The sequence below is a fragment of the Bordetella genomosp. 9 genome, assembly GCF_002119725.1.
GTDB lineage: Bacteria > Pseudomonadota > Gammaproteobacteria > Burkholderiales > Burkholderiaceae_B > Bordetella_C.
The window spans coordinates 4,021,798-4,046,297 of the sequence record NZ_CP021109.1 but is presented as its reverse complement, the minus strand read 5'-3'; the positions used below and the strand labels follow the sequence as shown (position 1 = coordinate 4,046,297).

Annotated in this window: 23 protein-coding genes; 15 read left to right on the top strand and 8 right to left on the bottom strand. The window is 68.0% G+C overall.

What is annotated here, in order from left to right:
* Window positions 1-2: 2 nt before the first annotated feature.
* The 5 genes from CAL13_RS18595 to CAL13_RS18575 form a co-directional block, all read right to left on the bottom strand.
* A complete protein-coding gene (locus tag CAL13_RS18595; protein ID WP_232467699.1) occupies window positions 3-875 on the bottom strand; it encodes an ATP-binding protein in 873 nt (290 codons plus the stop codon).
* A gap of 15 nt (window positions 876-890) precedes the next feature.
* Window positions 891-2,117 carry a bifunctional glutamate N-acetyltransferase/amino-acid acetyltransferase ArgJ gene (gene argJ / locus CAL13_RS18590; protein WP_086073197.1) on the bottom strand — a complete coding sequence of 409 codons (1,227 nt, stop codon included), beginning with the start codon at window positions 2,115-2,117 and terminating at the stop codon, window positions 891-893.
* Between the two features lie 91 nt (window positions 2,118-2,208).
* Window positions 2,209-3,252: a hypothetical protein gene (locus tag CAL13_RS18585; RefSeq protein ID WP_086073196.1), complete on the bottom strand. Its 1,044-nt coding sequence runs from the start codon at window positions 3,250-3,252 to the stop codon at window positions 2,209-2,211.
* A gap of 26 nt (window positions 3,253-3,278) precedes the next feature.
* Window positions 3,279-3,767: a MarR family winged helix-turn-helix transcriptional regulator gene (locus CAL13_RS18580; RefSeq protein WP_086058694.1), complete on the bottom strand. Its 489-nt coding sequence runs from the start codon at window positions 3,765-3,767 to the stop codon at window positions 3,279-3,281.
* Window positions 3,764-4,681: an alpha/beta hydrolase gene (locus CAL13_RS18575; RefSeq protein ID WP_086073195.1), complete on the bottom strand. Its 918-nt coding sequence runs from the start codon at window positions 4,679-4,681 to the stop codon at window positions 3,764-3,766. The genes CAL13_RS18580 and CAL13_RS18575 overlap by 4 nt, the downstream gene beginning before the upstream one ends.
* Before the next feature lie 166 nt (window positions 4,682-4,847).
* Here CAL13_RS18575 and CAL13_RS18570 point away from each other — a divergent pair, with 166 nt between their 5' ends.
* The 15 genes from CAL13_RS18570 to CAL13_RS18500 all read left to right on the top strand — a co-directional run bounded on the left by CAL13_RS18570 (window position 4,848) and on the right by CAL13_RS18500 (window position 21,425).
* Window positions 4,848-6,011 (top strand): ABC transporter substrate-binding protein, encoded by a 1,164-nt coding sequence (locus CAL13_RS18570; RefSeq protein ID WP_086073194.1) that lies wholly within the window; start codon window positions 4,848-4,850, stop codon window positions 6,009-6,011.
* A gap of 16 nt (window positions 6,012-6,027) precedes the next feature.
* Entirely contained in the window at window positions 6,028-6,948 is a 921-nt protein-coding gene (locus CAL13_RS18565) for a branched-chain amino acid ABC transporter permease (RefSeq protein WP_086073193.1), read from the top strand.
* 2 nt (window positions 6,949-6,950) lie between these two features.
* Window positions 6,951-8,000 carry a branched-chain amino acid ABC transporter permease gene (locus tag CAL13_RS18560; RefSeq protein ID WP_086058690.1) on the top strand — a complete coding sequence of 350 codons (1,050 nt, stop codon included), beginning with the start codon at window positions 6,951-6,953 and terminating at the stop codon, window positions 7,998-8,000.
* Window positions 7,997-8,845, top strand: a complete 849-nt coding sequence (locus tag CAL13_RS18555; protein WP_086073192.1) for an ABC transporter ATP-binding protein — start codon at window positions 7,997-7,999, stop codon at window positions 8,843-8,845. Before CAL13_RS18560 ends, CAL13_RS18555 begins: the two co-directional genes overlap by 4 nt.
* Window positions 8,845-9,546 carry an ABC transporter ATP-binding protein gene (locus CAL13_RS18550; RefSeq protein ID WP_086073729.1) on the top strand — a complete coding sequence of 234 codons (702 nt, stop codon included), beginning with the start codon at window positions 8,845-8,847 and terminating at the stop codon, window positions 9,544-9,546. Before CAL13_RS18555 ends, CAL13_RS18550 begins: the two co-directional genes overlap by 1 nt.
* Before the next feature lie 324 nt (window positions 9,547-9,870).
* A complete protein-coding gene (gene siaA / locus CAL13_RS18545; protein WP_086073191.1) occupies window positions 9,871-11,859 on the top strand; it encodes a biofilm regulation protein phosphatase SiaA in 1,989 nt (662 codons plus the stop codon).
* Window positions 11,860-11,874: 15 nt separating this feature from the next.
* Window positions 11,875-12,417: a biofilm regulation protein kinase SiaB gene (gene siaB, locus CAL13_RS18540; protein ID WP_086073190.1), complete on the top strand. Its 543-nt coding sequence runs from the start codon at window positions 11,875-11,877 to the stop codon at window positions 12,415-12,417.
* A 23-nt stretch (window positions 12,418-12,440) separates the two neighbouring features.
* The gene (gene siaC / locus CAL13_RS18535) at window positions 12,441-12,815 is read left to right on the top strand and encodes a biofilm regulation phosphoprotein SiaC (protein WP_086058686.1); all 375 of its coding nucleotides are present in this window, start codon (window positions 12,441-12,443) and stop codon (window positions 12,813-12,815) included.
* A complete protein-coding gene (gene siaD, locus CAL13_RS18530; RefSeq protein WP_086073189.1) occupies window positions 12,815-13,618 on the top strand; it encodes a biofilm regulation diguanylate cyclase SiaD in 804 nt (267 codons plus the stop codon). Before siaC ends, siaD begins: the two co-directional genes overlap by 1 nt.
* 119 nt (window positions 13,619-13,737) lie before the next feature.
* The gene (locus tag CAL13_RS18525; protein ID WP_086073188.1) at window positions 13,738-16,107 is read left to right on the top strand and encodes a bifunctional salicylyl-CoA 5-hydroxylase/oxidoreductase; all 2,370 of its coding nucleotides are present in this window, start codon (window positions 13,738-13,740) and stop codon (window positions 16,105-16,107) included.
* Window positions 16,104-16,982, top strand: coding sequence for an SDR family NAD(P)-dependent oxidoreductase (locus tag CAL13_RS18520; protein WP_086073187.1), 879 nt, complete (start codon window positions 16,104-16,106; stop codon window positions 16,980-16,982). The genes CAL13_RS18525 and CAL13_RS18520 overlap by 4 nt, the downstream gene beginning before the upstream one ends.
* Window positions 16,983-17,038: 56 nt before the next feature.
* Window positions 17,039-17,869 (top strand): enoyl-CoA hydratase family protein, encoded by an 831-nt coding sequence (locus CAL13_RS18515; protein WP_086073728.1) that lies wholly within the window; start codon window positions 17,039-17,041, stop codon window positions 17,867-17,869.
* A gap of 186 nt (window positions 17,870-18,055) precedes the next feature.
* On the top strand, window positions 18,056-19,240 hold the full coding sequence (locus CAL13_RS18510; RefSeq protein ID WP_086058682.1) for an acyl-CoA dehydrogenase family protein: 1,185 nt from the start codon (window positions 18,056-18,058) through the stop codon (window positions 19,238-19,240).
* A gap of 35 nt (window positions 19,241-19,275) precedes the next feature.
* Window positions 19,276-20,958 (top strand): AMP-binding protein, encoded by a 1,683-nt coding sequence (locus tag CAL13_RS18505; RefSeq protein WP_086073186.1) that lies wholly within the window; start codon window positions 19,276-19,278, stop codon window positions 20,956-20,958.
* A gap of 62 nt (window positions 20,959-21,020) precedes the next feature.
* Window positions 21,021-21,425 carry a RidA family protein gene (locus CAL13_RS18500; protein WP_086058680.1) on the top strand — a complete coding sequence of 135 codons (405 nt, stop codon included), beginning with the start codon at window positions 21,021-21,023 and terminating at the stop codon, window positions 21,423-21,425.
* Window positions 21,426-21,531: 106 nt separating this feature from the next.
* Here the strand turns inward: CAL13_RS18500 and hemL are convergent, their stop codons facing one another.
* The 3 genes from hemL to thiD form a co-directional block, all read right to left on the bottom strand.
* A complete protein-coding gene (gene hemL, locus CAL13_RS18495) occupies window positions 21,532-22,815 on the bottom strand; it encodes a glutamate-1-semialdehyde 2,1-aminomutase (RefSeq protein ID WP_086073727.1) in 1,284 nt (427 codons plus the stop codon).
* Between the two features lie 80 nt (window positions 22,816-22,895).
* Entirely contained in the window at window positions 22,896-23,561 is a 666-nt protein-coding gene (gene thiE / locus CAL13_RS18490) for a thiamine phosphate synthase (protein WP_086073185.1), read from the bottom strand.
* A complete protein-coding gene (thiD, locus tag CAL13_RS18485; protein ID WP_232462435.1) occupies window positions 23,558-24,367 on the bottom strand; it encodes a bifunctional hydroxymethylpyrimidine kinase/phosphomethylpyrimidine kinase in 810 nt (269 codons plus the stop codon). The genes thiE and thiD overlap by 4 nt, the downstream gene beginning before the upstream one ends.
* Window positions 24,368-24,500 lie beyond the last annotated feature (133 nt).

The window sequence follows — 24,500 nt, the reverse complement described above, 5'->3', positions numbered from 1 at the left end:
GGCTAACTCACATGTCTTGCGGCCCAGTCGCGGGCGAACTGGTAGGCCACGCGGCCCGAGCGCGAACCGCGTTCCAGCGTCCACTGCAGGGCTTCGGTGCGCGCCGCTTCGATGTGTTCTTCGGGGCAGCCGAGTTCGCGCAGCCAATGCCGCACGATGTCCAGGTAGTCGTCCTGGCGGAAGGGATAGAACGACAGCCACAGGCCGAAGCGCTCGGACAGCGAAATCTTTTCCTCGACGGTTTCGCCGGGATGAATTTCGCCGTCGGGCTGGTGCTTGGCCTGCAGGTTTTCGCTCATGTATTCCGGCATCAGATGCCGGCGGTTGGACGTGGCGTAGATCAGGACGTTGTCGCCGGAGGCCGCGACCGAGCCATCCAGCACGGATTTCAGCGCCTTGTAGCCCGCTTCCCCTTCCTCGAAGGACAAATCGTCGCAGAAGACGATGAAGCGTTCCGGACGCGAGCCGACCAGTTCGACGATGTCGGCCAGGTCCCCCAGATCCGATTTGTCAACCTCGATCAGGCGCAGGCCGCGATCGGCATAAGCCGCCAGCATCGCCTTGACCAGCGAGCTTTTGCCGGTGCCGCGCGCGCCCGTCATCAGCACGTTGTTGGCCGGCTTCTTCTCCAGGAACTGCACGGTGTTGCGGTCGATGATGCCTTTCTGCCGATCGATGTGCTGCAGATCGTCCAGATCGATGCGCGCGATGTGGCGCACCGCATCCAGCCAGCCGCGCGCGCCGCGCTTGCGCCAGCGGAACGCATGTGCGCTCCAGTCGATTTCCGGCGGGGCCGGCGGCAGATAGGCTTCCAGTTGGGCCAGCACGCGGTCGGCGCGCGCGAGCAATGCGGCGAGTTCAGGGGCAACGGTCACTTTGGTTCCACGCGATCAGGATCGGTAATCGGCATTGATGCTGACGTACTCATGCGAGAAGTCGCAGGTGTACACGGTATCGGCCACCTGGCCGCGCCCCAGTGCAATGCGCACCAGGATTTCGGCCTGCTTCATCACGCGCTGGCCGTCCTCTTCGCGGTAATCGGGGTTGCGGCCGCCCTGCGTGGCCACCAGCACGTCGTCCAGCCACAGGCGCAGCCGGCTCACGTCCAGATCTTCGATGCCCGCATAGCCGATGGCGGCCAGGATGCGGCCCAGATTGGGATCGGACGCGTAGAAGGCCGTCTTGACCAGCGGCGAATGCGCCACCGCGTACGCGACTTTCAGCGCTTCTTCCGTGTTGGCGGCTTCTTCCACGCGGATGGTCATGAACTTGGTCGCGCCTTCGGCATCGCGCACGATCTTCTGCGCGAGTTCGGCGGCGGCTTCGCCCAGTGCCCGTTCGAGTTCGGCGTAGTGCGGATCGCTTTCGCTGTCCACGCGCAAACCAGACTGCCCCGTGGCGATCACGATGAAGGAATCGTTCGTCGAGGTGTCGCCATCGACCGTGATGCGGTTGAAGGAAACGTCGGCGATGCGGCGGGTGAGTTTTTCCAGCACGGGACGCGCGATGCCGGCGTCGGTCGCCAGAAAGCCCAGCATGGTCGCCATGTTGGGCCGGATCATGCCCGCGCCCTTGCTGATGCCCGTGATGGTGATGGCGTGGCCGCCAATGGTCCTGCGCGCGGAGACGATCTTGGGCTGCGTGTCCGTGGTCATGATGCCGTGCGCGGCATTCATCCAGTTATCGGGCGCCAGCGCCGCGACGGCCTTGGGCAGCGCGGCCACCAGCCGGTCCACCGGCAGCGGCTCCAGGATCACGCCCGTGGAAAACGGCAGGACCTGCGTGGGCTTGATGTTGAGAAGGCCGGCCAGCGCCGCGCAGGTAGCCTGAGCCTTTTCCAGGCCGTCCGCGCCCGTGCCGGCGTTGGCGTTGCCCGTGTTGACCACGAGCGCCGAGATGGCATCGCCGCCTGCGAGATGGCTTTCGCAGACCTGGACCGGCGCCGCGCGGAAGCGGTTGCGCGTGAACACGCCCGCCACGGTGGCGCCGTCGGCCAGGCGGAAAACGGTCAGGTCGCGCCGGCCGGCCTTGCGGATGCCGGCCTCGGCAACGCCGATCTCGACGCCGGGAACAGGAAAGATTTCGGATGCGGAAGGGATCTTCAGATTGACGGCCATGGACGGTGTCTCGATGACGGCCCGCGTGACGGGCCGGCGGTGGGGGTAAGCGTGAGCGTCGCGGAAAGCGCGGACTGAAAGTTCTCTATTATCACGGCGTAACGCCGATGGACGCAAAGTCGAGCACGCCCGCGGCGCGGTTGCTCATGACCGCGCGCACGGCGCCGTCGGCGGCCTGCAGCACTGACTGGCCGGCCGGCACGTCGTCGCCATCGTTGCGGCCGGCGGCGCGGCCCCGGGAAGGGCTGAAGACCAGATCGCCCGGCCGCGCGCCCTCGAGCGTGGCGCTCGCCGTCGCCACGCGCGTGCCCGTGGGATAAGTCATGGGGCCGAGCGCGTATTCCTTGCCCAGGCTGCCTTCGAACCAGACCAGCCGGCGGTCCCGGTCCAGGCGCAGTTCGGCCTTGAGCAGCGGCATGCCCGCGACAATCGACGGCTCGCTGCCGTCCGTGCGCAACAGCCAGCCGTCCACGTGGCGGAAGTCGCTGGCCGGCCGCGCGCCCTGGCGCAGGGCGACCCACGTGCCGGCAGGCAAGGGTTGCCCGTCCAGCGTGTTGCCGCCGGCCAGGTGACAGCTGGTGAAGCGCAGCCTGCCGTCGTCCGCCGCCTTGAATTCCACCTTGTGGCCGCGGGAGCAGCGCCACCCGTCTGCGATCTCGTCTTCGGGCAGGACGCCGGAGGCGCCGATCGCGCGGAATGTGTTCGCATCCGACTTCGCCAGGTACCGTTGCAGGCTTGCCACGGCAATGCCGTCCACGGGCACCGGGCGCGGGAAGTGCGCCGTTTCATAGCTTTCGGGGCGGCCGCGCTGATGCAGCAGCAGGCGCGTCCCGGCCGGCATGGCGATGCCGTCCAGCGTGCGCGGGGCGTCCAGCACCAGGGTGTGCGCGGCCTGCTTTTCAGCGGCTTGGCGTGCTTCGAACCAGTGCACAGCCTGGCGGACGGGGAAGATTCCCCCGACCAGGGCCAGAACCAGCATCGCGGCGGCATTGGCGCGGGGATGGGCCCGCAGGCGCAGACGCGCGATGCGGTTGGTGCAAAGCACCGCGATCCAGGTCAGCAGCGTGGCGAGGCACACCAGCGATACGGCGAGTATCGGATAGAAGTTTCCACCGGGCAACGCGACCGGGATCATCGGGTTTCTGACGGATCGTTGAGAGATCAGCGCGCCTGGGTGCGGCGCGCCACGACCTGAAGTTTAAGCTCTCCGAGCGTCTGGAAGAGTGCGTTGCGGCTGTTTTCGGGCAGCCCGGAAAACAGTTCCTTGACCCAGGTTTCATGGGCGCGCGCCATCCGGGCGAATACCTTGCGTCCCTGGGGCGTCAGGCGGATCAGCGAACTGCGGCGGTCCGACGCCAGCTTGGTGCGCACCACCAGGCCTTCCTTTTCGAGCTGGTCCGTGATGCCGGTGATATTGCCGTTCGTCACCATCATGTGGCGCGAGAGCTCGCCCATTTTCATGCCCTTTGGGGCGCGCTGCAATTGCGCCATCAGGTCGAAGCGCGGCAGCGTGGTGTCGAACTCCGCGCGCAGCCGGCTGCGGATTTCGGCTTCCACCAGGTTGGCGCACGTCAACAGGCGCAGCCACAGGCGCAGGGCATGATGGTCGTCCGGCGCCGCGCGGGATTCCAGGTCCGGCGTGTCGATCATGGCCGGCCAGTGGAGGAAGCGGCGCCGGCGTCGGGGCGCCCCTGGCCGGGCGCCAGGCCCATCTGGGCGAAAATCGCCCGGGTTATGGGAGCCGCGGGGTCGTTCAGGCGCAGCACGATGTCGAAATGGTTGGTGCCCGGCATCGGAACATAGCGGGCATCGCCGCCGCGCGCCCGCAGCGCATCGAGATAGTCCATGGTCTGGCGCTTGAACTCGTCCGTTTCGCTTTCCCCGTAGCTCGCCACAACCGGGCAGGGGCGGGCGGGCAGGTGCAGCATCGGGCTGTTGCGCGCGGCCGATTCGGGTGTGAGCCGCATCCATTCATTGATGTGGGTGTGGACCAGCGGCGTCAGGTCGAACAGCCCGGACAGCGGCGCGGCGCCGCGCAGGACGTCGGCCGGCACGCCGTAGCGCTGTTGCCAGTCGTCGTTCAGCAGCATGCCGACCAGATGCCCGCCGGCGGAGCTGCCGCCCACGTGCAGGCGGCCGGGGTCGCCGCCATGCGCGGCGATGTTCCGGTGCAGCCAGGCCATGGCGCGGCGGACCTGGTCCACGATATGGTCCAGCGTGACCGCGGGCGCCAGCGAATAGTTCAGCGCCACCACGGCGGCGCCCGCGCGCGTGAAGGCCGGCGCCATTGCGCTGGAGTCGTCCTTGGACAACAGCCGCCAATAGCCACCGTGAATGAAGACGAACACGGGCGCCGGCCCGCCGGCCGCGGCAGGGAAAATGTCCAGCGTTTCGTCAGGGTGCGGACCGTACGCGACGTTCAGCGCGCAGGGCAGCGTTTCGCGCGCATGCCGGCTTTGTTCGGCATACTCGCGCATGATGGCGCCGAAATCCGGCGCGGTGGCGCGGGCGTTGTACTGGATATCGAGCGCGGCGCGATCGTAGTCGCGGTAGAGTATGGCCATGGCGGGCGGCTTGCGCGGGTATTGGGAAAAACCCTAGACTTGTTCCGCGCATTACTTTAAACCTAAACTATGTCACGCGCCAGCGCAGGGGGAACGCAAGGCTGGCTTCGGAACCGCATCACACATTTAAATAACCGGCCGGCGCGGCTCGCGCCAGGAGCATCGCATGCGTTTCATCCCGTCTATCCTTACGGCCCTGGCGCTGTTGCCCGGCATCGCCGCCGCGGACGCCATCAAGGTCGGCATCGCCAACGATATTTCCGGCCCCTTCTCGGCCCTGGGCGCCGAGGCGCGCGACGGCTTCAATCTGGCGATCAAAAAGCTGGGGAACAAGCTCGGGGGCCAGCCGGCCGAATTCCTGCAGACGGACATGGGCGGCAATCCGGACCAGGCGCGCCAGCTGGTCACGCGTTATATCCAGCGCGAGAAAATCGATTTCTTCACCGGGCCGATCGGCTCGAACGTGGCGCTGGCCGTGGGGCCCGCGCTGTTCGCCGCCAAGGTGCCGTATCTGTCGAACAATCCCGGCCCGAGCCAGTACGCCGGGGCGCAATGCAACGCGTATTGGTTTGGCACCGCGTACCAGAACGACGCCTTCCATGAAGTGGCAGGCAAGATGGCCGCGAACCGGGGCTACAAGAAAATGCTCATCATCGCGCCGGACTATCCCGCCGGCCGCGATGCGCTGACCGGGTTCAAGCGCGGCTACGGCGCGCCCGTGGCCGATGAAATCTATACCAAGCTGGGGCAGCCCGACTATGCCGCCGAACTGGCGCAGATCCGCGCCGCCAAGCCGGACGCCGTGTATATCTTCCTGCCGGGCGGCATGGGCATCAATTTCATCAAGCAATTCGTCGGCGCCGGCCTAAAGGACGGGATCGCGCTGGTCGGCCCGGGCTTCTCCGCCGACGAGGATGTGATCCAGGCGGTGGGGCCCGACATGGTCGGCATGTACAACACGGCCCAGTGGGCCCACGACCTTGACGTGCCGGCCAACAAGGAATTCGTCGAGGCGTTCCGCAAGGAATACAACGGCCGCTATCCGTCGCTGTATGCCGCGCAGGCGTACGACGTGATCATGGCCATCGACGCCGCGGTGCGCCAAAGCGGCGGCAAGGCGTCCGACCGCCAGGCCATCCTGGCCGCGCTCGCAAAGGCGGACTTTCCCTCCGTGCGGGGCAAGTTCACCTACGGCGCGAACCACTATCCCGTGCAGGCCTACTACGTCCGGGTCATCGACAAGGACGCCAGTGGCCGGGTGACCAACAAACTGGTGGGCAAGGCGGTGGATCACTACCAGGACGTCTACGTGGACCAGTGCAAGCTTTGACCGGCGCAGGCGCCTCATGGGATACACCCTCGTCCTCGAGCAACTGCTCAACGGACTGCAATTCGGCCTGATGCTGTTCCTGATTGCCGCTGGATTGACGCTGGTCTTCGGCATCATGGACATCCTGAACCTGGCGCACGGTTCGCTGTATATGGCGGGCGCCTATGTCGCCGCTGAAGTGATGCAGCGCAGCGGCTCCTTCGTGGCGGCCGTCTGCGTGGCCGCGCTGGCCACGGCCGCGATCGGCGCGGTGCTGGAACTCGTGCTGGTGCGGCGGCTGGCCGTGCGCGACCACCTGGCGCAGGTCCTCGGCACCTATGCAGTGATCCTGATCTCCAACGACATCGTCAAAATGGTCTGGGGCCCCGCGCCCGTGATGCTTTCCACGCCCGCCGCCCTGAGCGGTCCGGTGCGTCTGCTGCCCGACCTGATGTATTCCTCGTACCGCCTCATGATCATCGTGGTCGGCCTGCTCGTGGCGGCCGGGCTCTATTTGTTCGTCACCCGGACGCGGGCCGGCGTGCTGGTGCGCGCGGGCGCGTCCAACCGGCTGATGGCCACCCGCATGGGCGTGCGCGTGCCGCTGCTGTTCCTGGGCGTGTTCTGCCTGGGCGCGGCCTTGGCGGCGATTGCGGGCGCGCTGCTGGGGCCGCTTACCGCGGTGCAGACCGGCATGGGAGAAGAAATCCTGATCCTGGTGCTCGTCTGCATCGTCATCGGCGGCATCGGATCGATACGCGGCGCCTTCGTCGGCGCCCTGCTGGTCGGCATGGTCGATACGGCGGGGCGGGCTTTCCTGCCCGCGCTGCTGCGGGAAATCTTCACGCCAGCCGTGGCCGGCAGCGTCGGGCCGACGCTGGCCGCCTTGTCCGTCTATATCCTGATGGCGGCCGTGCTCGTAATCCGCCCGGCGGGCCTTTTCCCGGCGCGCGGCTGATCATGCGCCGGACGACGATGTGGGCGTGGTTGGGGGTGGCGGCGCTGGCCGCGTTCCCGCTGGTCGCCCCCATGCTGGACCTGGACTTCTACATTTCCTTCGTGCGCCGCGTGCTGATCTTCGCGCTGGCCGCGGCGGGGCTGAATCTGGTGCTGGGCTACGGGGGCATGGTGGCCCTGGGGCATGCCGCGTTTTTCGGCGCCGGCGCCTATACCGCCGCGATACTCAACGCGTCGGGCGTCCAGAGTGCGCTGGCCGCATGGCCGGCGGCGATCGCCGTGGCGGCGTTGCTGGCCTGGGCGACGGGCGCCATTTCGCTGCGCACGCGCGGTGTCTACTTCATCATGATCACGCTGGCCTTTGCGCAGATGCTGTACTACGTGGTGATTTCGCTGCGCCAGTATGGCGGCGAAGACGGCCTGAACCTGACCGCGCCGGCCAGCCTGCCCGGCGTGGACCTGGGCGCCGATGTGCCGTTCTACTACGTGGTGCTGCTCCTCTTCATCGTGATCACGCTGCTGTTCAACCGCCTGGCCGATGCGCGCTTCGGCGCTGCCCTGCAAGGCGTGCGGGAAAACGAATCGCGCATGGGGGCGCTGGGCTATCCGGTCTACCGGCTCAAGCTCACGGCATACGTCCTGGGCGCCGGCGTGGCGGGGCTGGCGGGCGCACTGCTGGCCAACCACAACCTGTTCGTGTCGCCCAACCTGCTGCATTGGACGCAATCGGCCAATCTGCTGATCATGGTGCTGGTGGGCGGCATGGGACTGCGCTATGGCGGCGTCGCGGGCGCGGCGGTAATGCTGTCGCTGGAAGAGGCGCTTCGGCAATGGACCGAGTACTGGCACTTGCCGCTGGGCCTGCTTCTGCTGGTCGTGGTGTTCGCCGCGCCGCGAGGCTTCGCCGGCCTGCTCGCGCCCTTGTTCGCGCCTTCGAGGCGGAATGCTTCCACCCGCGGCGATGCGTCGGCCCCGCCTGCGGCCGCCACGCGCGCCGACGCGCGGGCATCCGACGTTCCGGCGGCCGGGGAAGGGCAAGGAGGGCGGCCATGATCGCAGGGGTTGCCGCCGGCGCGGCACAGCGCGCCCGGTCGGATGGGGACGAGCGGGTCACACCGGATTCGCCCGCGCCGCCGGCCCTGCGGGCGTCCGGCCTGGTGCGCCGCTTCGGCGCCCTGGTCGCCACGGACCACGTCGACATGACGCTGATGCCGGGGGAAATCCATGCCGTCATCGGGCCGAACGGCGCGGGCAAGTCCACGCTGATCCACCTGCTGTCGGGAACCTTGCCGCTCGACGCGGGGACGCTGTGGCTGAACGGCGTGGACGTCACGCGCATGCCGTCCCACCGGCGCGTGGCGGCGGGCCTGTCCCGCTCGTACCAGATCACCAATGTATTCCGGCGCTTTTCCGTGATGGAGAACCTGCTGCTGGCGGTGCAGGCGCAGGACGGCAGCAGCTTTCGCTTCTGGCGTCCGCGCGCGGCGGATAGCGGTCTGTACGATGCCGCCCGGGCGCTGGCCCGCGACTGCGGCATCGACGCTTCCGTCCTGCAGCGGCCCGCCGGCACGCTGCCGCATGGCGAGCAGCGCAAGCTCGAGTTCGCGCTGGCCATGGCTGCCCGTCCCAGCGTCCTGCTGCTGGACGAACCGATGGCGGGCATGGGGCCGGACGAAACGCTGCGGCTGGCGGATCTCATCGAATCGATGCGCGGCCGCGCGGCCATGCTGCTCGTCGAGCACGATATGGAAGCGGTATTCCGCCTGGCCGACCGGATTTCGGTGCTGGTCTACGGACGCATCATCGCCAGCGGCACACCCGACCGGATCCGGGAGGATGCGGCCGTGCGCGAAGCCTATCTGGGAGAGGCGGACGCCATGCCGCCGCGCAACGCATGATGCTCGAACTGCAGGACGTCCAGAGCGGCTACGGCCCCAGCCAGGTACTGTTCGGCGTGGACCTGTCCATCCGCGCCGGCGAAGTGGCGACGCTGCTGGGGCGCAATGGGATGGGCAAGACCACGCTGCTGCGCACCCTGTACGGTGAACTGCCCCTGAAGGCCGGGCGCATCCGTTTCGAGGGGCGCGACGTGACGGGCTGGCCGACGGATCGCATTGCACGCGCCGGTATCGCCATCGTCCCGGAAGGGCGGCAGTGCTTTCCCAATCTGACCGTGCGGGAACATCTGACGGCCTTCGCCACCCGGCGCGCCGCAGCGGCCGACCCATGGACGCCGGAACGCGTGTTCGATCTGTTCCCGCGGCTGGCGGAACGCGCTCGCAACATGGGCGACCAGTTGTCCGGCGGCGAGCAGCAGATGCTCGCCATCGGCCGCGCGCTTGTCACCAACCCGCGCCTGCTGATCCTGGACGAGGCCACGGAGGGCCTGGCGCCCAAGATCCGCGAGGAAATCTGGGGATGCCTGGCGCGTCTGCGCGCTGCCGGGCAGACCATCCTGGTGATCGATAAATACGTCGAGCGCCTGCTGGCGCTGGCGGACCGGCACCTGATCCTTGAGCGGGGCCGGATCGTCTGGACAGGCGACTCGCGCATGCTGGACGGCGACCGCGCCCTCTGGACCCGCTACCTTGGCGTTTGATCGCGCGCCGGCCCATTGCCGCGGCCCATGGCCGTCTTCGGCCGGCCGTTTGCGCCGGCAAGATCCCGCGCCCGCGCAACGGAACGCAATAAAACGCGTATCTGCGGCGTTTTTTACGCCCGTATTGCGGTAAGCGGCTTGGAGCAGCCATTTTTGCCGCATGTTCGGTGGTATTCCCCGGCTTCCCGGCCTCTACACTGGCATCGACCGTACGTGGCCTGCCGGTCGGCCGCGACGCCGATTCGAAGCCCGCCACGGGTTGCTTCGGGACATGCGGACTGGCGAATTTGGGGACGGCAATGTCCCGTCGCGGGAGTGGCATACATGGCGAAGTTGGGGCTGCGGGCGAAGTCGCTGCTCGCATTGGGTCTGGCTTGCCTGCTGGCCTTGATTCCCACCGCCTTGCTCGGCTGGCATGCCATGGAGCAGGTGCGCGAACACTTCGGCCGCGCCTACGCCGACAACTTCGCGCTGCTCAGCCGCCAGCGCATTCTTGCGCCCGTCCTGCGCGAGCTGGCGCTTTCACAGCGCTTCATCGGTTCCGAGCTGGCGCGCGACTGGCTGCTGGACGAAAAGGATCCTGCCAAGCGGGAACGCTTCTTCCGCGAGGCGGAAGGCTTTCGGGATGCCTTCCGCTCCCATGCCTATTTCCTGATCAATGCCGCCAGCGGCAACTATTACTTCAACGAAGCCGGCAAGCCTCTGTCGCAGTCGCCGCGTTACAAGCTGCGCGCCGACGATCCGGAGGACCGCTGGTTCTACGACAGCCTGGCGGCGAAGGGCGACTACAACATCAACGTCAACCCCGACGGCAAGCTGAAAATCACGCGCGTCTGGTTCAACGTCATCGCGCGCGACAACGGCCAGCCGCTGGCGATCGGCGGCGCCAGCCTGGATCTGAGCGATTTCCTGCACGAGTTCGTCGGCAGCGGTGAGCCGGGCGTGACGCCCATCATCATCGACGACAAAGGCAATATCCAGGCGCATCCGGATCCCGCGCTGATCGACTACAACTCCGGCGCCGCCGCCGAAAGCGGCCGGGGCCGGATCTTCACCGTGATCCAGGACGATGCCGGACGCCAGGCGCTGGACGACGCATTGCGCCTGGCCCCCGGCACGCCCGACGCGGCGCAGTCCATCTGGGTGCGCATGCAGGGCAAGCGCCAGCTGATGGCGGTGTCGTATGTGCCCGAGCTGCGGTGGTACGTGCTGGCGGCGGTGGACCTGCATGCGGCGCGGATCGGGGGCACTGCGGGACTGTGGCCTGCCATTGCCGCCGTGGTATTGCTGATCGGCGGCCTGCTGGCCGCCTTCGGCTATGCCGTGAACCGGCTGGTGCTGCGTCCCATCCGCAAGCTGCAGCAGTCCGCCCGGGCCATCGCGGACGGCCGCTACGACGTGCGGCTGCCCGCGGGCGGAGCCGACGAGATCGGCGATCTCAGCCGGGCCTTCGGCGTGATGGCGGAAAAGGTCCGAACCCATACGCAGGAACTGGAAATCAAGGTGCGCGAGCGCACGCAGGCGCTGGAAGCGGCGAATCGCGCCATGGCCAGCGCGAACAAGAAGATCGGCGATTCCATCGATTACGCCAGCCTGATCCAGCAGGCCATCCTGCCGCGACGCCAGATGGCGCAGTCCCTGGGCGAACGCCACTTCGTCATGTGGAAGCCGCGCGACGTGGTGGGCGGGGATTTCTACGTCTTCCGCCCGCACGGCGAGAACTGCCTGCTGGGGGTCATGGATTGCGCCGGGCATGGCGTGCCGGGCGCCCTTATGACCATGCTCGTGCGCGCCGCCCTGGACGTCGCCATCGCCGAAACCGGTCCCGCCGATCCCGCCGCCATCCTGGCGCGTACCGACGCCGCCATACGGGGTATGCTGGCCGACATGCAGCTGCCGCACGCCCTCGCGACCAATACCGATGCGGGATTGGTCTATATCGACCGGGCGGCGGGCCGCCTGGCGTTCGCGGGCGCCAAGATTTCCCTTTACGAAAGCGACGGCGCGGAATGCCGCGAGCATCGGGGCGCGCGCCGGTCGCTGGGCGACAAGCGCCGCGGCGAATACGCCAACCTTATGCTGCCCCTGGCGGCCGGCGCCACGTTCTATCTGAGCACCGACGGTTTCCTTGACCAGGCCGGCGGCGAACACGGCTTCGGCTTCGGCAGCACGCGCTTCGTGCAGATGCTCAAAACGGTGGCGCGCCTGCCCCTGGCGGACCAATGCGAAGCATTGGATCGCGCCTTGGCCGACTATCGCGGCGACCTGCCGCAACGCGACGACATCACCATCCTTTCCTTCCGGTTTGAATAACTTCCACATACCGCCATGAACGCATCGGATCTCTACGCGCTGCGAGAGCGATTCAATCAGGACCGCACGCTGCTTTGCTTCAACGGGCCGATCTCGCGCAGCCTGATCGAAGAAATCGGCAACGCCCTGAAGAATTACCTGGAAACGGAACAGGCGCGCCCGGCCGAAGCCATGGACGTCTTCTCGGCGTATATCGAGATGACGCAGAACATCCGCCAGTACGCCGTCCAGCAGGGCTATGGCGATGCGGACGCCGCGGCGACGGTGGTCATCGCGCGCAATGCCGAGGGCCGCTATACCGTCACCGCGGGCAATCGCGTGGAGATTGCCGACGGCGAGCGTCTGGTCGAACGCGTGCGCGAACTGGCGGCCATGGACAAAACGGCGCTGAAGGCGGTCTACAAGACGCAGTTGCGACAGCCCCGCGACCCAGGCGCATCCACCGGGGCGGGGCTGGGCCTGATCGACCTGGCGCGCCGCGCCAGCGCCGGCATCGAGGCGTCGCTGAGCCCGCACGGCGACGGACGGGGCTTTTTCAGCCTGAGCGTCGTCATCTGACCCGAATCGAAGCAAGAAGCCATATGAAAGATCTCAATATCCCGGGCTCGCAATCGACGCCGTCCATCCTGAGTGACAGCGCGAGCGGACGGCTGCACCTGAGCGGCGACTCCTATCCGGAAAACTCGTTCGAACTGTACGGGCCGGTCATCCAATGGGTGGACGAATACCTGGCCGCCGACCGCCGTCCCCTGACCCTGACGCTGGAGCTGCAGTACCTGAATACCAGCAGCGTCAAGGCGGTGATGGACATCTTCGACCTGCTCGAGGCGGCGCATGCCGACGGCCGCGAGGTTTGCGTGAACTGGTATTACGACAGCCGCAACGAGCGGGTCGGCGAACTGGCAGAGGAATTCAAGGAAGACTGCACGTTTCCCTTCAACGTGATCGGCCGCTGATGAACAAAAAGCGCTACCAGGACCTGGAGCTACGCATCCAGATACTGCTCGATGACCCGGCCTACGCCGGTCATCCGCTGCACGGGGCGCTCGCCGACCTGTGGCAGCACACCAACGAGCAGTTGGAACGCATCGAACGCATCTCCTATCTGTCCGACGCCTTCCAGATGATGGCCCGCCAGCGGGAGCTCGGTCTGGTCGCACGCTACGACCGCGAGCTGCGGCGCCTGGCCAAGCTTGTGCGCATTTCGGATGGCTACCAGGAATTGATGCGCGATATGAACGCGGCGCTGCGCGAATCCTCCATACGCGATCCGCTGACCAATCTGCTGAACCGGCGCGCCTTGATGGAGCGCATGAAGGAACTGGCGCTGACCGCCGAGTCCGACCGGCCCGCCTTTGTGGTCGCGATGCTGGACGTGGACCATTTCAAGCGCATCAACGACCGCTACGGTCATGACGCCGGCGACCGCGCGCTGACGCGGCTGGCCGACGTGATGCGCGCCGCCGTGCGCGACACCGACGATCTGGCCCGCTGGGGCGGCGAGGAGTTCCTGGCGCTGCTGCCCAACGTCAGCCTGCAGGAAGGCGAAGCCGTGATCGACCGCATCGTGGCCGGCGTGCGCGGCAACGCCATCGAGGTCGATGGCGAACAACTGCTCCTGACGGTGAGCGTTGGCATCGCACAGCATCGTCCGGGCGAAAACGTCTCCACCACCCTCAGCCGCGCCGACCGCGCGCTCTATCTGGCCAAGCAGGCCGGCCGCGACCGCGTCGCCCTGGAACGCCGGTCCGCCACGTAGCCGTTTCCGGCGCCATACCCCGCCGCCTCCGTACAAGCCCGTGTTGCGCCGCCCCGCGCGCCGGGTATATAGTTGAAGCCTAAACTATCCAGGCTTGAAGCGCTGGGCGGGAGGGGGCGATGAAGGTGCTTTGCGTCGGGGGCGGTCCGGCCGGCCTGTATTTCGGCCTGCTGATGAAGCTGCGCGATCCGGCCAACCGCGTGACGGTGGTGGAGCGCAATCGTCCGTACGATACGTTTGGCTGGGGCGTGGTGTTCTCCGACGCCACCATGGAAAACCTGCGGCGGGCCGACCCGGTATCGGCCCGCGAAATCAGCGACGCCTTCAACCATTGGGACGATATCGACATCCACTTCAAGGGGCGTACGCTGCGTAGCGGCGGCCATGGATTCATCGGCATCGGCCGCAAGAAACTGCTGAATATCCTGCAGGCGCGCTGCGAGGCGGTGGGCGTGGAGCTGGTGTTCGAGACCCAGGTGGAGGACGACAGGGCGCTGGCGTGCCAGTACGATGCCGATCTGGTGATCGCCGCCGACGGCATCAACAGCCGGGTGCGCGCCGCCTACGCCGACACCTTCCAGCCCGATATCGACCAGCGTCATAACCGTTTCGTCTGGCTGGGCACCGAAAAAGCCTTCGACGCCTTTACCTTCGCCTTCGTCCACACGCCGCATGGCTGGTTCCAGGCGCATGCCTATCGCTTCGAGCCGGGACTGTCCACCTTCATCGTCGAGACCCGCGAAGAAACCTGGAAGGCGGCCGGCCTGGACGAAATGAGCCAGGAAGAAGGCATCCGCTACTGCGAGTCCCTGTTCGCCGCCTGGCTGGATGGCAAGCCGCTGATGAGCAACGCGCGCCATCTGCGCGGCTCCGCGATTTGGATCCGCTTTCCGCGCGTCATATGCCGCCATTGGGTGCACTGGCACACCCTCGATACGCCCGGCGGCCGGCGCGACGTACCGGTGGTGCTGATGGGTGACGCCGCGCACAGCGCGCATTTCTCCATCGGCTCGGGCACCAAGCTCGCGTTGGAGGACGCCATCGATCTGGCCGACCGCCTTGCCGGCTTGCCGCGGGGCGATGCCCTGCGCGCCGCGCTGCAGGAGTACGAGGACGTGCGCGGCGTCGAAGTCCTGAAAATCCAGAACGCCGCGCGCAACTCCACGGAGTGGTTCGAGCATGTCGACCGCTATGCGCAGCTGGAGCCCGAACAATTCGCCTACTCGCTGTTGACCCGTTCGCAGAGGATCTCGCATGAGAACCTGAGGCTGCGCGATGCGGCCTGGCTGCAGGACTACGAGCGCTGGATCGCCCGGCGCGCCGGCCTGGATGTGCCGGCGGACCGGCGCCCGCCGCCGCCCATGCTCACGCCCTACCAGGTGCGCAGCGTGCGCCTGAAGAACCGCGTGGTCGTTTCGCCGATGGCGATGTACGCTTGTCGCGACGGCGTGCCCGGCGACTTCCACCTGGTGCACCTGGGCGCCAAGGCGCTGGGCGGTGCGGGGCTGGTCATGGTGGAGATGACGTGCACGTCGCCGGACGCGCGCATCACGCCGGGTTGCCCCGGCCTGTGGAACGACGAGCAGGCCGCAGCCTTTGCGCGCATCGCGGATTTCGTGCACGGAAACAGCGACGCCCGCATCGGCATCCAGCTGGGACACGCGGGCCGCAAGGGCTCCACGCAACTGGGATGGCAGCAGATGGACCACCCGTTGGCAGAGGGCAATTGGCCGCTGCTGTCGGCGTCGGCCTTGCCCTACCTGCCCGGCATTTCGCAGACCCCCCGCGCCATGACGCGGCGCGACATGGACCGGGTGCGGGACGACTTCGTGGCCGCGGCCCGGCGGGCGGCGAACGCCGGCTTCGACTGGCTGGAGCTGCATTGCGCCCACGGCTACCTGTTGTCCAGCTTCATCTCCCCGCTGACCAATGTGCGCGACGACGAATACGGCGGCGACCTGGAAGGCCGGCTGCGCTACCCGCTGGAAGTGTTCGCAGCCGTGCGGGAAGTCTGGCCCCGCCATCTGCCTATGTCGGTCCGCATCTCGGCGCACGATTGGGTGGAAGGCGGCATCACCGCGGACGACGCGGTGGCAATCGCCCGGCGTTTCAAGGCGGCGGGCGCGGACATGATCGATTGTTCTTCCGGACAGGTCAGTCCCGACCAGCAGCCGGTGTACGGACGCATGTACCAGACGCCGTTCGCCGACCGCATCCGCAACGAAGCGGGCATTGCCACCATCGCGGTCGGGGCGATTTTCGAAGCGGACCATGTGAACGGCATCATCGCCTCGGGCCGCGCCGATCTGTGCGCCCTTGCGCGGCCGCATTTGGCCGACTCGGCATGGACTCTGCGCGAAACCGCCCGCATCGGCTATTCCGATATCGCTTGGCCGCCCAACTACCTGGCGGGCAAGCGCCAGCTTGAAACCAACTTCGCCAGGGCGGCCGCCGCGCAGCCCGCGGGCGATATGCGAGACCGTGCATGAACGCGTCCGTGCCCGCGCCCGAGGGGCGCGATTCCGCCGGCGCGCCGCTCGGCCTGAGCGACCCGACCGACCCGCGCGCCGCCCCCGCGCCGTCCGAGCGGCCATTGGCGGGCCGTCATGCATTGGTGACGGGCGGCAGCCGCGGCATCGGCCTGGCCATCGCTGAACGGCTGTTGCGCGACGGCGCCTGCGTGACCCTGCTGGGCCGGGACGAGGCCGCGCTGGCGTCGGCCGCCGCCCGTCTGGCGCCCCTGGGCACGGTGGCGGCGCGGGCCGCGGACGTGGCGCAGGCCGGCGCCGTGGCATCCGTCTTCGACGCTGCCGTCCGCGACCTCGGTCCCGTCGCCATCCTGGTGAACAACGCGGGTCAGGCCCGTAGCGAACGCTTCGACCGCACCGGCGCCGCCATGTGGGATGCGATGCTGGCGGTGAACCTGAGCGGGCCCTTCCATTGCACGCAGGCAGCGCTGCCCGGCATGTTGCGGCTGGGGTGGGGCCGCATCGTGAACGTGGCGAGCACTGCGGGGCTGATCGGCTATCCCTATGTCAGCGCCTATTGCGCCGCCAAGCATGGGGTGGTGGGGCTGACCCGGGCGCTGGCGCTGGAAGTGGCGGGCAAGGGGGTCACCGTCAACGCCGTATGCCCCGGTTACACGGACACCGACATCGTGCGCGATGCGACCCGCAACATCGCCGCGAAAACCGGCATGGACGAAGGCCAGGCGCGCGAGCGGCTGGCGCAGCGCAATCCGCAGGGCCGTCTGGTGCGGCCGGAAGAAGTGGCCCACGCCGTCGCCTGGCTCTGCCAGCCCGGCGCGGCGGCGATCAACGGGCAGGCGATCCCCGTGGATGGCGGCGAAGTCATGGCGGGATAAAGGAGGACGGCAACGTGAACGAGACCCCGGAGGCCGGCGCGGCCCAAGCGCCCGGCATGGCGCACCACAAGCGGCCCATGGCGGCCATCCACCCCCGCACGTTCCGGTGGGAGGCGCGCGAAGGCGGCAAGGTGGGCGTGATCACCTTGGACCGGCCCGAGCGCAAGAATCCGCTGACCTTCGATTCCTATGCGGAACTGCGCGATCTGTTCCGCGCGCTGGTCTACGCGACGGACGTCAAGGTGATCGTGGTAACGGGCGCCGGCGGCAACTTCTGCTCGGGCGGCGACGTGCATGAGATCATCGGGCCGCTCACGCACATGACCATGCCGGAGCTGCTCGATTTCACCCGCATGACGGGCGACCTGGTCAAGGCGATGCGCGCCTGCCCGCAGCCCATCGTCGCCGCCGTCGATGGCGTGTGCGCGGGCGCCGGCGCCATGGTCGCGCTGGCGTCCGACCTGCGGCTGGGCACCCCTCGCGCGCGCACGGCCTTCCTGTTCACGCGCGTCGGACTGGCGGGCGCGGACATGGGCGCCTGCACGCTCTTGCCGCGCACCATCGGGCAGGGCCGCGCCGCCGAACTCCTCTACACGGGCCGGGCCATGAGCGCCGACGAGGGGCTGGCGTGGGGCTTCTTCAACGGATTGCACGAGTCCGATGCGCTGCTGGAAGCGGCGAGCCGTCTGGCGGGCCAGCTTGCCGCCGGCCCGACTTTCGCCCACGGCATGACCAAGAAGCTGCTGCACCAGGAATGGAACATGGGGCTGGACGAAGCGATCGAGGCGGAGGCGCAGGCACAGGCCATCTGCATGCAGACACAGGATTTTCGCCGGGCGTACGAGGCGTTCGCGGAAAAGCGCGAGCCGAGATTCGAAGGAGATTGAGTAGGCCCACCCCCGAAGCGCTGACGCGCTTCCCCCTCAAGGGGGCGCGCCTGCGGACCGGCAAAGCCGGATCCGCGGCGCCCCGATCGGGCGGCACCTGTGAACTTTTGGGGCTGGGGCTGTGGCGGTGGTTGCGGGTGGGTAGGTCTGAAGCGCTGGGGCGTTTGCCTCTGATGGGAGTTTGATATGCCGGTGACACACGACGCGAAAGATTGGGTGGATTGGCCGTTCTTCGACTCCTCGCACCGGGCCTTGCTGGAACAGGCGTCGGCGTGGTGCGGGAGCGAGCTGGCCGATATCGGCCACGCCGATACTGACGCCGCGTGCCGCACGCTGGTGCGCCGGCTGGGGCAGGCGGGATGGCTGCGCTATTGCGTGCCGGCGGGGCCGGACGGCGCCTGGGGCGGGGAACTCCCGACGGTGGATTCGCGCGCGATCTGCATCCTGCGCGAAACGCTGGCGCGTCATGAGGGGCTGGCGGACTTTGCCTTCGCCATGCAAGGTCTGGGCAGCGGCGCGATTGCACTGGCGGGTTCCGACGCCTTGCGCGCACGCTACCTGCCCCGCGTCGCCAGCGGCGAAGCCATTGCCGCCTTTGCCCTGTCCGAGGCGGAGGCCGGGTCCGACGTCGCCGCCATGTCCTGCGAGGCCCGGCGCGACGGCGACCACTACGTCCTGAACGGCGCCAAGACCTGGATATCGAACGGCGGCATCGCGGACTTCTATTGCGTCTTCGCCCGCACCGGCGAAGCGCCCGGCGCGCGCGGCATCAGCGCCTTCGTGGTCGATGCCGGCACGCCGGGCTTCCGCATCGCCGAACGGCTGCACGTCATCGCGCCGCATCCGCTCGCCACGCTTGAGTTCGCCGATTGCCGGATTCCCGCGAGCCAGCGGCTGGGCGAGCCGGGTCAGGGCTTCAAGCTCGCCATGATGACGCTGGACATCTTTCGCGCCTCGGTGGCGGCCGCCGCGCTCGGTTTCGCGCGGCGGGCCATGGACGAGGCCCTGGCGCGCGCGACGTCGCGCCGCATGTTCGGGCAGACGCTGGCCGATCTGCAACTGACGCAGGCCGCGCTGGGGGACATGGCGACGGCCATCGACGCCGCTGCCCTGCTGACGTATCGGGCGGCATGGCAGCGCGACGTGCAGGGCCGTCCGACGACGCGCGAGGCCGCCATGGCGAAGATGATGGCCACCGAATCGGCGCAGACCGTCATCGACCGGGCCGTGCAGATGTTTGGCGGGGCCGGGGTGGTTTCCGGCATGCCGGTGGAAAAGCTGTATCGCGAAATCCGCGCCCTGCGCATTTACGAGGGCGCGACCGAAGTGCAGAAGCTGATCATCGCCCGCGCGCTGTTGAAGGGCGGCTGAGCCGGGGCCGGACGCCGGCACAACAGGGGAACGCCATGCAAGGAACGCTGGACACGCCCGCGCGGGGTTCCGCGCACGTCGATACTTTCGCCCGCGACAACCTGCCGCCGCCGGAAGAATGGCCGGTGCTGCTGCTGGACGGCCCGGACACGCAATATCCGCCGCGCTTCAATTGCGCCGTGGAACTCGTCGACGCGCATGTGGCGCGCGGGCAGGGCGGTCGCGTGGCGCTGCGCTGGCCGGCATCGGACGGCGGTCAGGGCGCCATGACGTACGCCGAACTCGCGGCATTGACGGACCGCATCGCGCGCGTCCTGGTGGAGGACATGGGGCTGGTGCCGGGCAATCGCGTGCTGTTGCGCGGCCCGAACAATCCGATGATGGCGGCATCCTGGCTGGCCGCCATCAAGGCCGGTCTGGTGACGGTGCCGACCATGCCGCTGCTGCGCGCGAAAGAGCTGAAGCAGATCATCGACAAAGCGAAAATCAGCGCCATGCTGTGCGACGCGCGGCTGCAGGAAGAAGCCCGGCTGTGCATGCAGCCGGGCCACGAATACCACTGCCCCGACCTGACGCGCATCATGGTCTTCAACGATGACGCGCCGGACAGCCTGGACAGCCTCGCACGGGCCAAGCCGCCCGGCTTCACGGCCTGCGACACGGCGGCCGACGATGTCTGCCTGATCGCCTTCACCAGCGGCACCACGGGCAAACCCAAGGGCTGTATGCATTTCCACCGGGACGTGCTGGCAATGTGCGACCTGTTTCCGCGCCACGTCATCCGGCCTGGACCGGACGATGTGTTCTGCGGCACGCCGCCGCTCGCCTTTACGTTCGGCCTTGGCGGCCTGTTGTGCTTCCCGCTGCGCATCGGCGCGTGCGCGTTGCTGGCGGAAAAACTGACGCCGGACGGCCTGCTGAAACTGATCCAGGATTTCCGCGCGACCATCGTCTTCACCGCGCCGACGTTCTACCGGCAGATGGCCGGGCTGGCGGCCGGGTACGATTTGAAGAGCCTGCGCAAAAGCGTGTCCGCCGGCGAGGCGTTGCCCGATACGACGCGGCAATTGTGGAAGCAGGCGACCGGCATCGAAATGATCGACGGCATCGGCGGCACCGAGATGATCCACGTCTTCGTCTCCAGCCCGGAAAACGAAGTGCGCCGCGGCGCCATCGGCAAGGTGGTGCCGGGCTATGTGGCGCAGGTGGTGGACGACGCGATGCAGCCGGTGCCGGTGGGCCAGCCAGGACGGCTGGCTGTCCGCGGGCCTACCGGCTGCCGCTACCTGGCCGACCCCCGTCAGCGCGACTTTGTGCGCGACGGTTGGAACCTGCCGGGCGACACCTTTATCCAGGACGCGGACGGCTACTTTTTCTACCAGGCCCGCAATGACGACATGATCGTTTCGGCCGGATACAACATCGCCGGCCCGGAAGTCGAGGACGCGCTGCTGCGCCATCCGGCCGTGGCCGAATGCGGCGTTGTGGGCGCGCCTTGCGACGAGCGCGGACAGGTCGTCAAGGCCTATATCGTGCTCAAGCCCGGCCGTGAGGGCGATGCGGCGCTGGTCGCCGAGCTGCAGGAGTTCGTCAAGGCGGCCATCGCGCCCTACAAGTACCCGCGGCTGATCGAATTCGTCTCCGCGCTGCCGCGCACCGAGACCGGCAAGCTTCAACGTTTCGTTTTGCGCCAGCAGGCCGCGTGCGCAGGCTCCTGACGCCCGCGCGGCGTGCCGGCGCCGCAGGCCTCGCGGCGATTCACTTCATAAAAGGATGGCTCATGGAAATACTGCAACCGCCCGACTGGCTGCCGCCGCGCGGGTATTCGAACGGCGTTATGACCGAAGTCCGCCCGGGCAGCCGCCTGGTGTTCATCGGCGGCCAGATAGGGTGGAACGGCGCGCAACAGTTCGAAAGCGACGACTTCGCCGACCAGACGCGCCAGGCCCTGCAGAACGTCGTCAGCGTGCTGGCGCAAGGCGGCGGGCGGCCGGAACACATCACCCGGCTCACCTGGTATGTGACCGACCGGGACGAGTACGTCAGCGCCTATCGCGCCATCGGCGCGCACTACCGCGAGATCATCGGCCGGCATTATCCGGCCATGACGGCGGTGCAGGTGGCGGCGCTGGTGGAGCCGCGCGCCAAGGTGGAGATCGAAGCCACCGCGGTGATTCCGGGCTGATCCGCATCCGCCCCTGGCATCGGCAAGGCGGTCGGCGGCGACCCCATAGGAGAGGAAGCCGCCTTGTGCTCTTGCGCTCTTGCGCCCTTGTGCCCTTGTGCCCGCCTCAACCCTTCATCGACGCGAACACCTGCTCGGCCGCATCCAGGGTGTGCGCAATGGCGTCATCATCGTGCGCCGCCGACACGAAACCGGCCTCGAAGGCCGACGGGGCGAAATGCACGCCGTGGTCGAGCATGGCGTGGAAGAAGCGTTTGAAGGCGTCCACGTCGCAGGCCGACACCTCGGCCAGCGAGGTGGGGATTTTTTCGCTGAAGTAGATGCCGAACATGCCGCCGATCGCATCGGCGCTGAAGGCGACGCCCGCCGCGCGGGCGCGTTCCTGCAAACCGTCCGCCAGGGCCCGCGTTTTGGCGCTCAGGGCTTCGTAGAAGCCGGGTTCGCCGATCAGGCGCAGCGTTTCCAGGCCGGCGGCCACGGCCACCGGGTTGCCCGACAGCGTGCCCGCCTGGTACACCGCGCCCAGCGGCGCGATGTGCCGCATCACGGCATGGCTGCCGCCGAACGCCCCGACAGGCATGCCGCCGCCGATCACCTTGGCAAGCGTGGTCAGGTCCGGCTTGATGCCCGTCAGCCCCTGCACGCCCTGCGGTCCCACCCGGAATCCGGTCATGACTTCGTCGAAAATCAGCAGGGCGCCGTGCTGCGTGCACTGCTCGCGCAAGCCTTCCAGGAACCCCGGCACGGGCTTGACCAGGTTCATATTGCCCGCTACCGGCTCGACGATGACACAGGCGATATCGTGGCCGTACTGGGTAAAGGCGGTTTTGACCGCTTCCAGATCGTTGTAGTCCAGCACCAGCGTGTGTTCGACGAATTCGCTCGGCACGCCGGCGGAGGTCGGGTTGCCGAAAGTCAGCAATCCCGAACCCGCCTTCACCAGCAGGCTGTCGGCATGGCCGTGATAACAGCCTTCGAATTTGATGATCTTGTTGCGTCCCGTCGCGCCGCGCGCCAGGCGGATGGCCGTCATGGTGGCTTCCGTGCCGGAGCTGACCAGACGCACCTGCTCCATCGAGGGCAGGCGTTCGATCAGCGTTTCGGCAAGCCGGATCTCCGCTTCGGTAGGCGCGCCGAAAGACAAGCCGCGCGTGGCCGCGTCCTGCACGGCGCGCACCACGTCGGGATGCGCGTGGCCCAGAATGGCGGGGCCCCAGGATCCGATGTAGTCCACGTACCGTTTGCCTTCCGCATCCCATACGTAAGCGCCTTCTCCGCGCGCGATGAAGCGGGGGGTGCCGCCTACCGAGCGAAAAGCGCGTACGGGGGAATTCACGCCGCCGGGAATGCTGCGGCTCGCTCGTTCGAAAAGTTCGGCGTTGCTGGACATGGGAGTGTTCTGCAGAAAAAGTTGATGGACCGGGAAGGAACGGCAGGGCGCGACCCGCCGTCCATTCCGAAGCGGGAGGGTCAGCCGGTGGCGCCGGCTGGCGGCGGCAGGAAGGCGCGGGCGCATTCCATGGCCGCCGCCCGGATGTCGGGCGCCTCGAACAGGCCGGTGATCACCGCGACCGCGTCCGCGCCCGCCTGCGCCACGAGTACGGCATTGGCCGGCGTGATGCCGCCGATCGCCACCACGCCGGGGCGCGGGGCGGGGCGTCCGCGCACCAGCGCCTGCGCTTCGCCGAACAGGGGCAGCGGCGCCCGTACGGCCGCCGGTTTGGTCGGGGACGGAAAGACTGCGCCGAAGGCGATGTAGTCCGCGCCCGCATCGAGCATGGTCCGCGCCCGGGCGATGTCGTTGTAGCAGGACGCGCCGATGATCAGATCCGGGGCGGCGGCGCGCACCTGGGCCACATCGCCGTCGTCGCGGCCCAGGTGCACGCCGTCGGCGCGCGCTTCCAGGGCGAGTTCCCAATCGTCATTGACAAGAAATACGACGCCCAGCGCGCGGCACTCGCTCGCCAGCGCCATTGCCTGCTCGCGCCGCACCGACGCGGGCACGTCCTTGCGGCGCAGTTGCAGGGCTCGCATGCCGCCGGCCGCCGCGTGGCGCACGGCATCGAGCAGCCGGCCGGTGTCGTCCCATTCCGGCGTCACGCCATACAGGCCGCGGGGAAAACGCAGGGCCGTCATCGCCGTGGCATCCGGTTGACCACGCGCCGCCCCATGCCAGGCAGGAAACTGGCGGCCACGGCCGCGTCGGCGTGCGCCAACGCCTTTTCCACGGCCTGGGGGACTCCTAGGCCATGTGCGAGAAACGCGGCCACGGCCGCCGCCAGCATGCCGGCGGTATCCCCGCTTCGCTCGGGCGGGGTCTGCCAGGGGAAGTTCGATGTGGTCCCGTTGGGGCCCAGCAGGACATTGGCGAAATGCCCGGGCCGCAGCGGGCTGCCCAGCACCAACACCCACTTCGCGCCCGCGCTCAGCATCGCGTGCGCGGGCGACGTGGCCTCGCCGATGTCCATGGCGCCCTCGGCATGCCATTGCGCCAGCCGGCCATGCTCGACCACCACCACGTCGGCCTGCGGCAGCACCAGTTCCAGCGTGGCCGCCAGCAGGTCGTCGGCCTCTTCCTGCTCGGCGACGTCCTGCGGCGTGGGCGCGCGTTGGCCCAGGTGCAGCACCAGCGGGACATCGCTGTAATCGGCGGCCACCTGCGCCACGGCGCTTGCTCCTTCCGCGCTGTACAGGCCGCCAACCTTGATGGCCTGCACCGGCATGTCTTCCAGGACGCAGCGCGCCTGGTCGTCCAGCATTTCGGGGGACACGGCCTGCACGTCCTCCACGGCCGCCGTGTCCTGGACGGTCAGGGCGGTCAGCGCGGACAGCGCGTGACAGCCCAGGCTGGCGCAGGTTACAGCGTCGGCGGGCAGGCCGTCCGAACCGGTGGGATCGAACGGCCCGAAGATCAGTACGATGGGGGGAGTCGGCGAAGTCACTTCGACAGCTTGGTCGGGCCCGTTTTTTGCGCAAACGCGCCCAGTTGCCTGTTGGGTTTCGGTAAGATCGACCCCATTCTAATGGATCGCGTCCGCTTGGGCGGTTTTATCGCCCCGCGAAGCCGTAACTTTC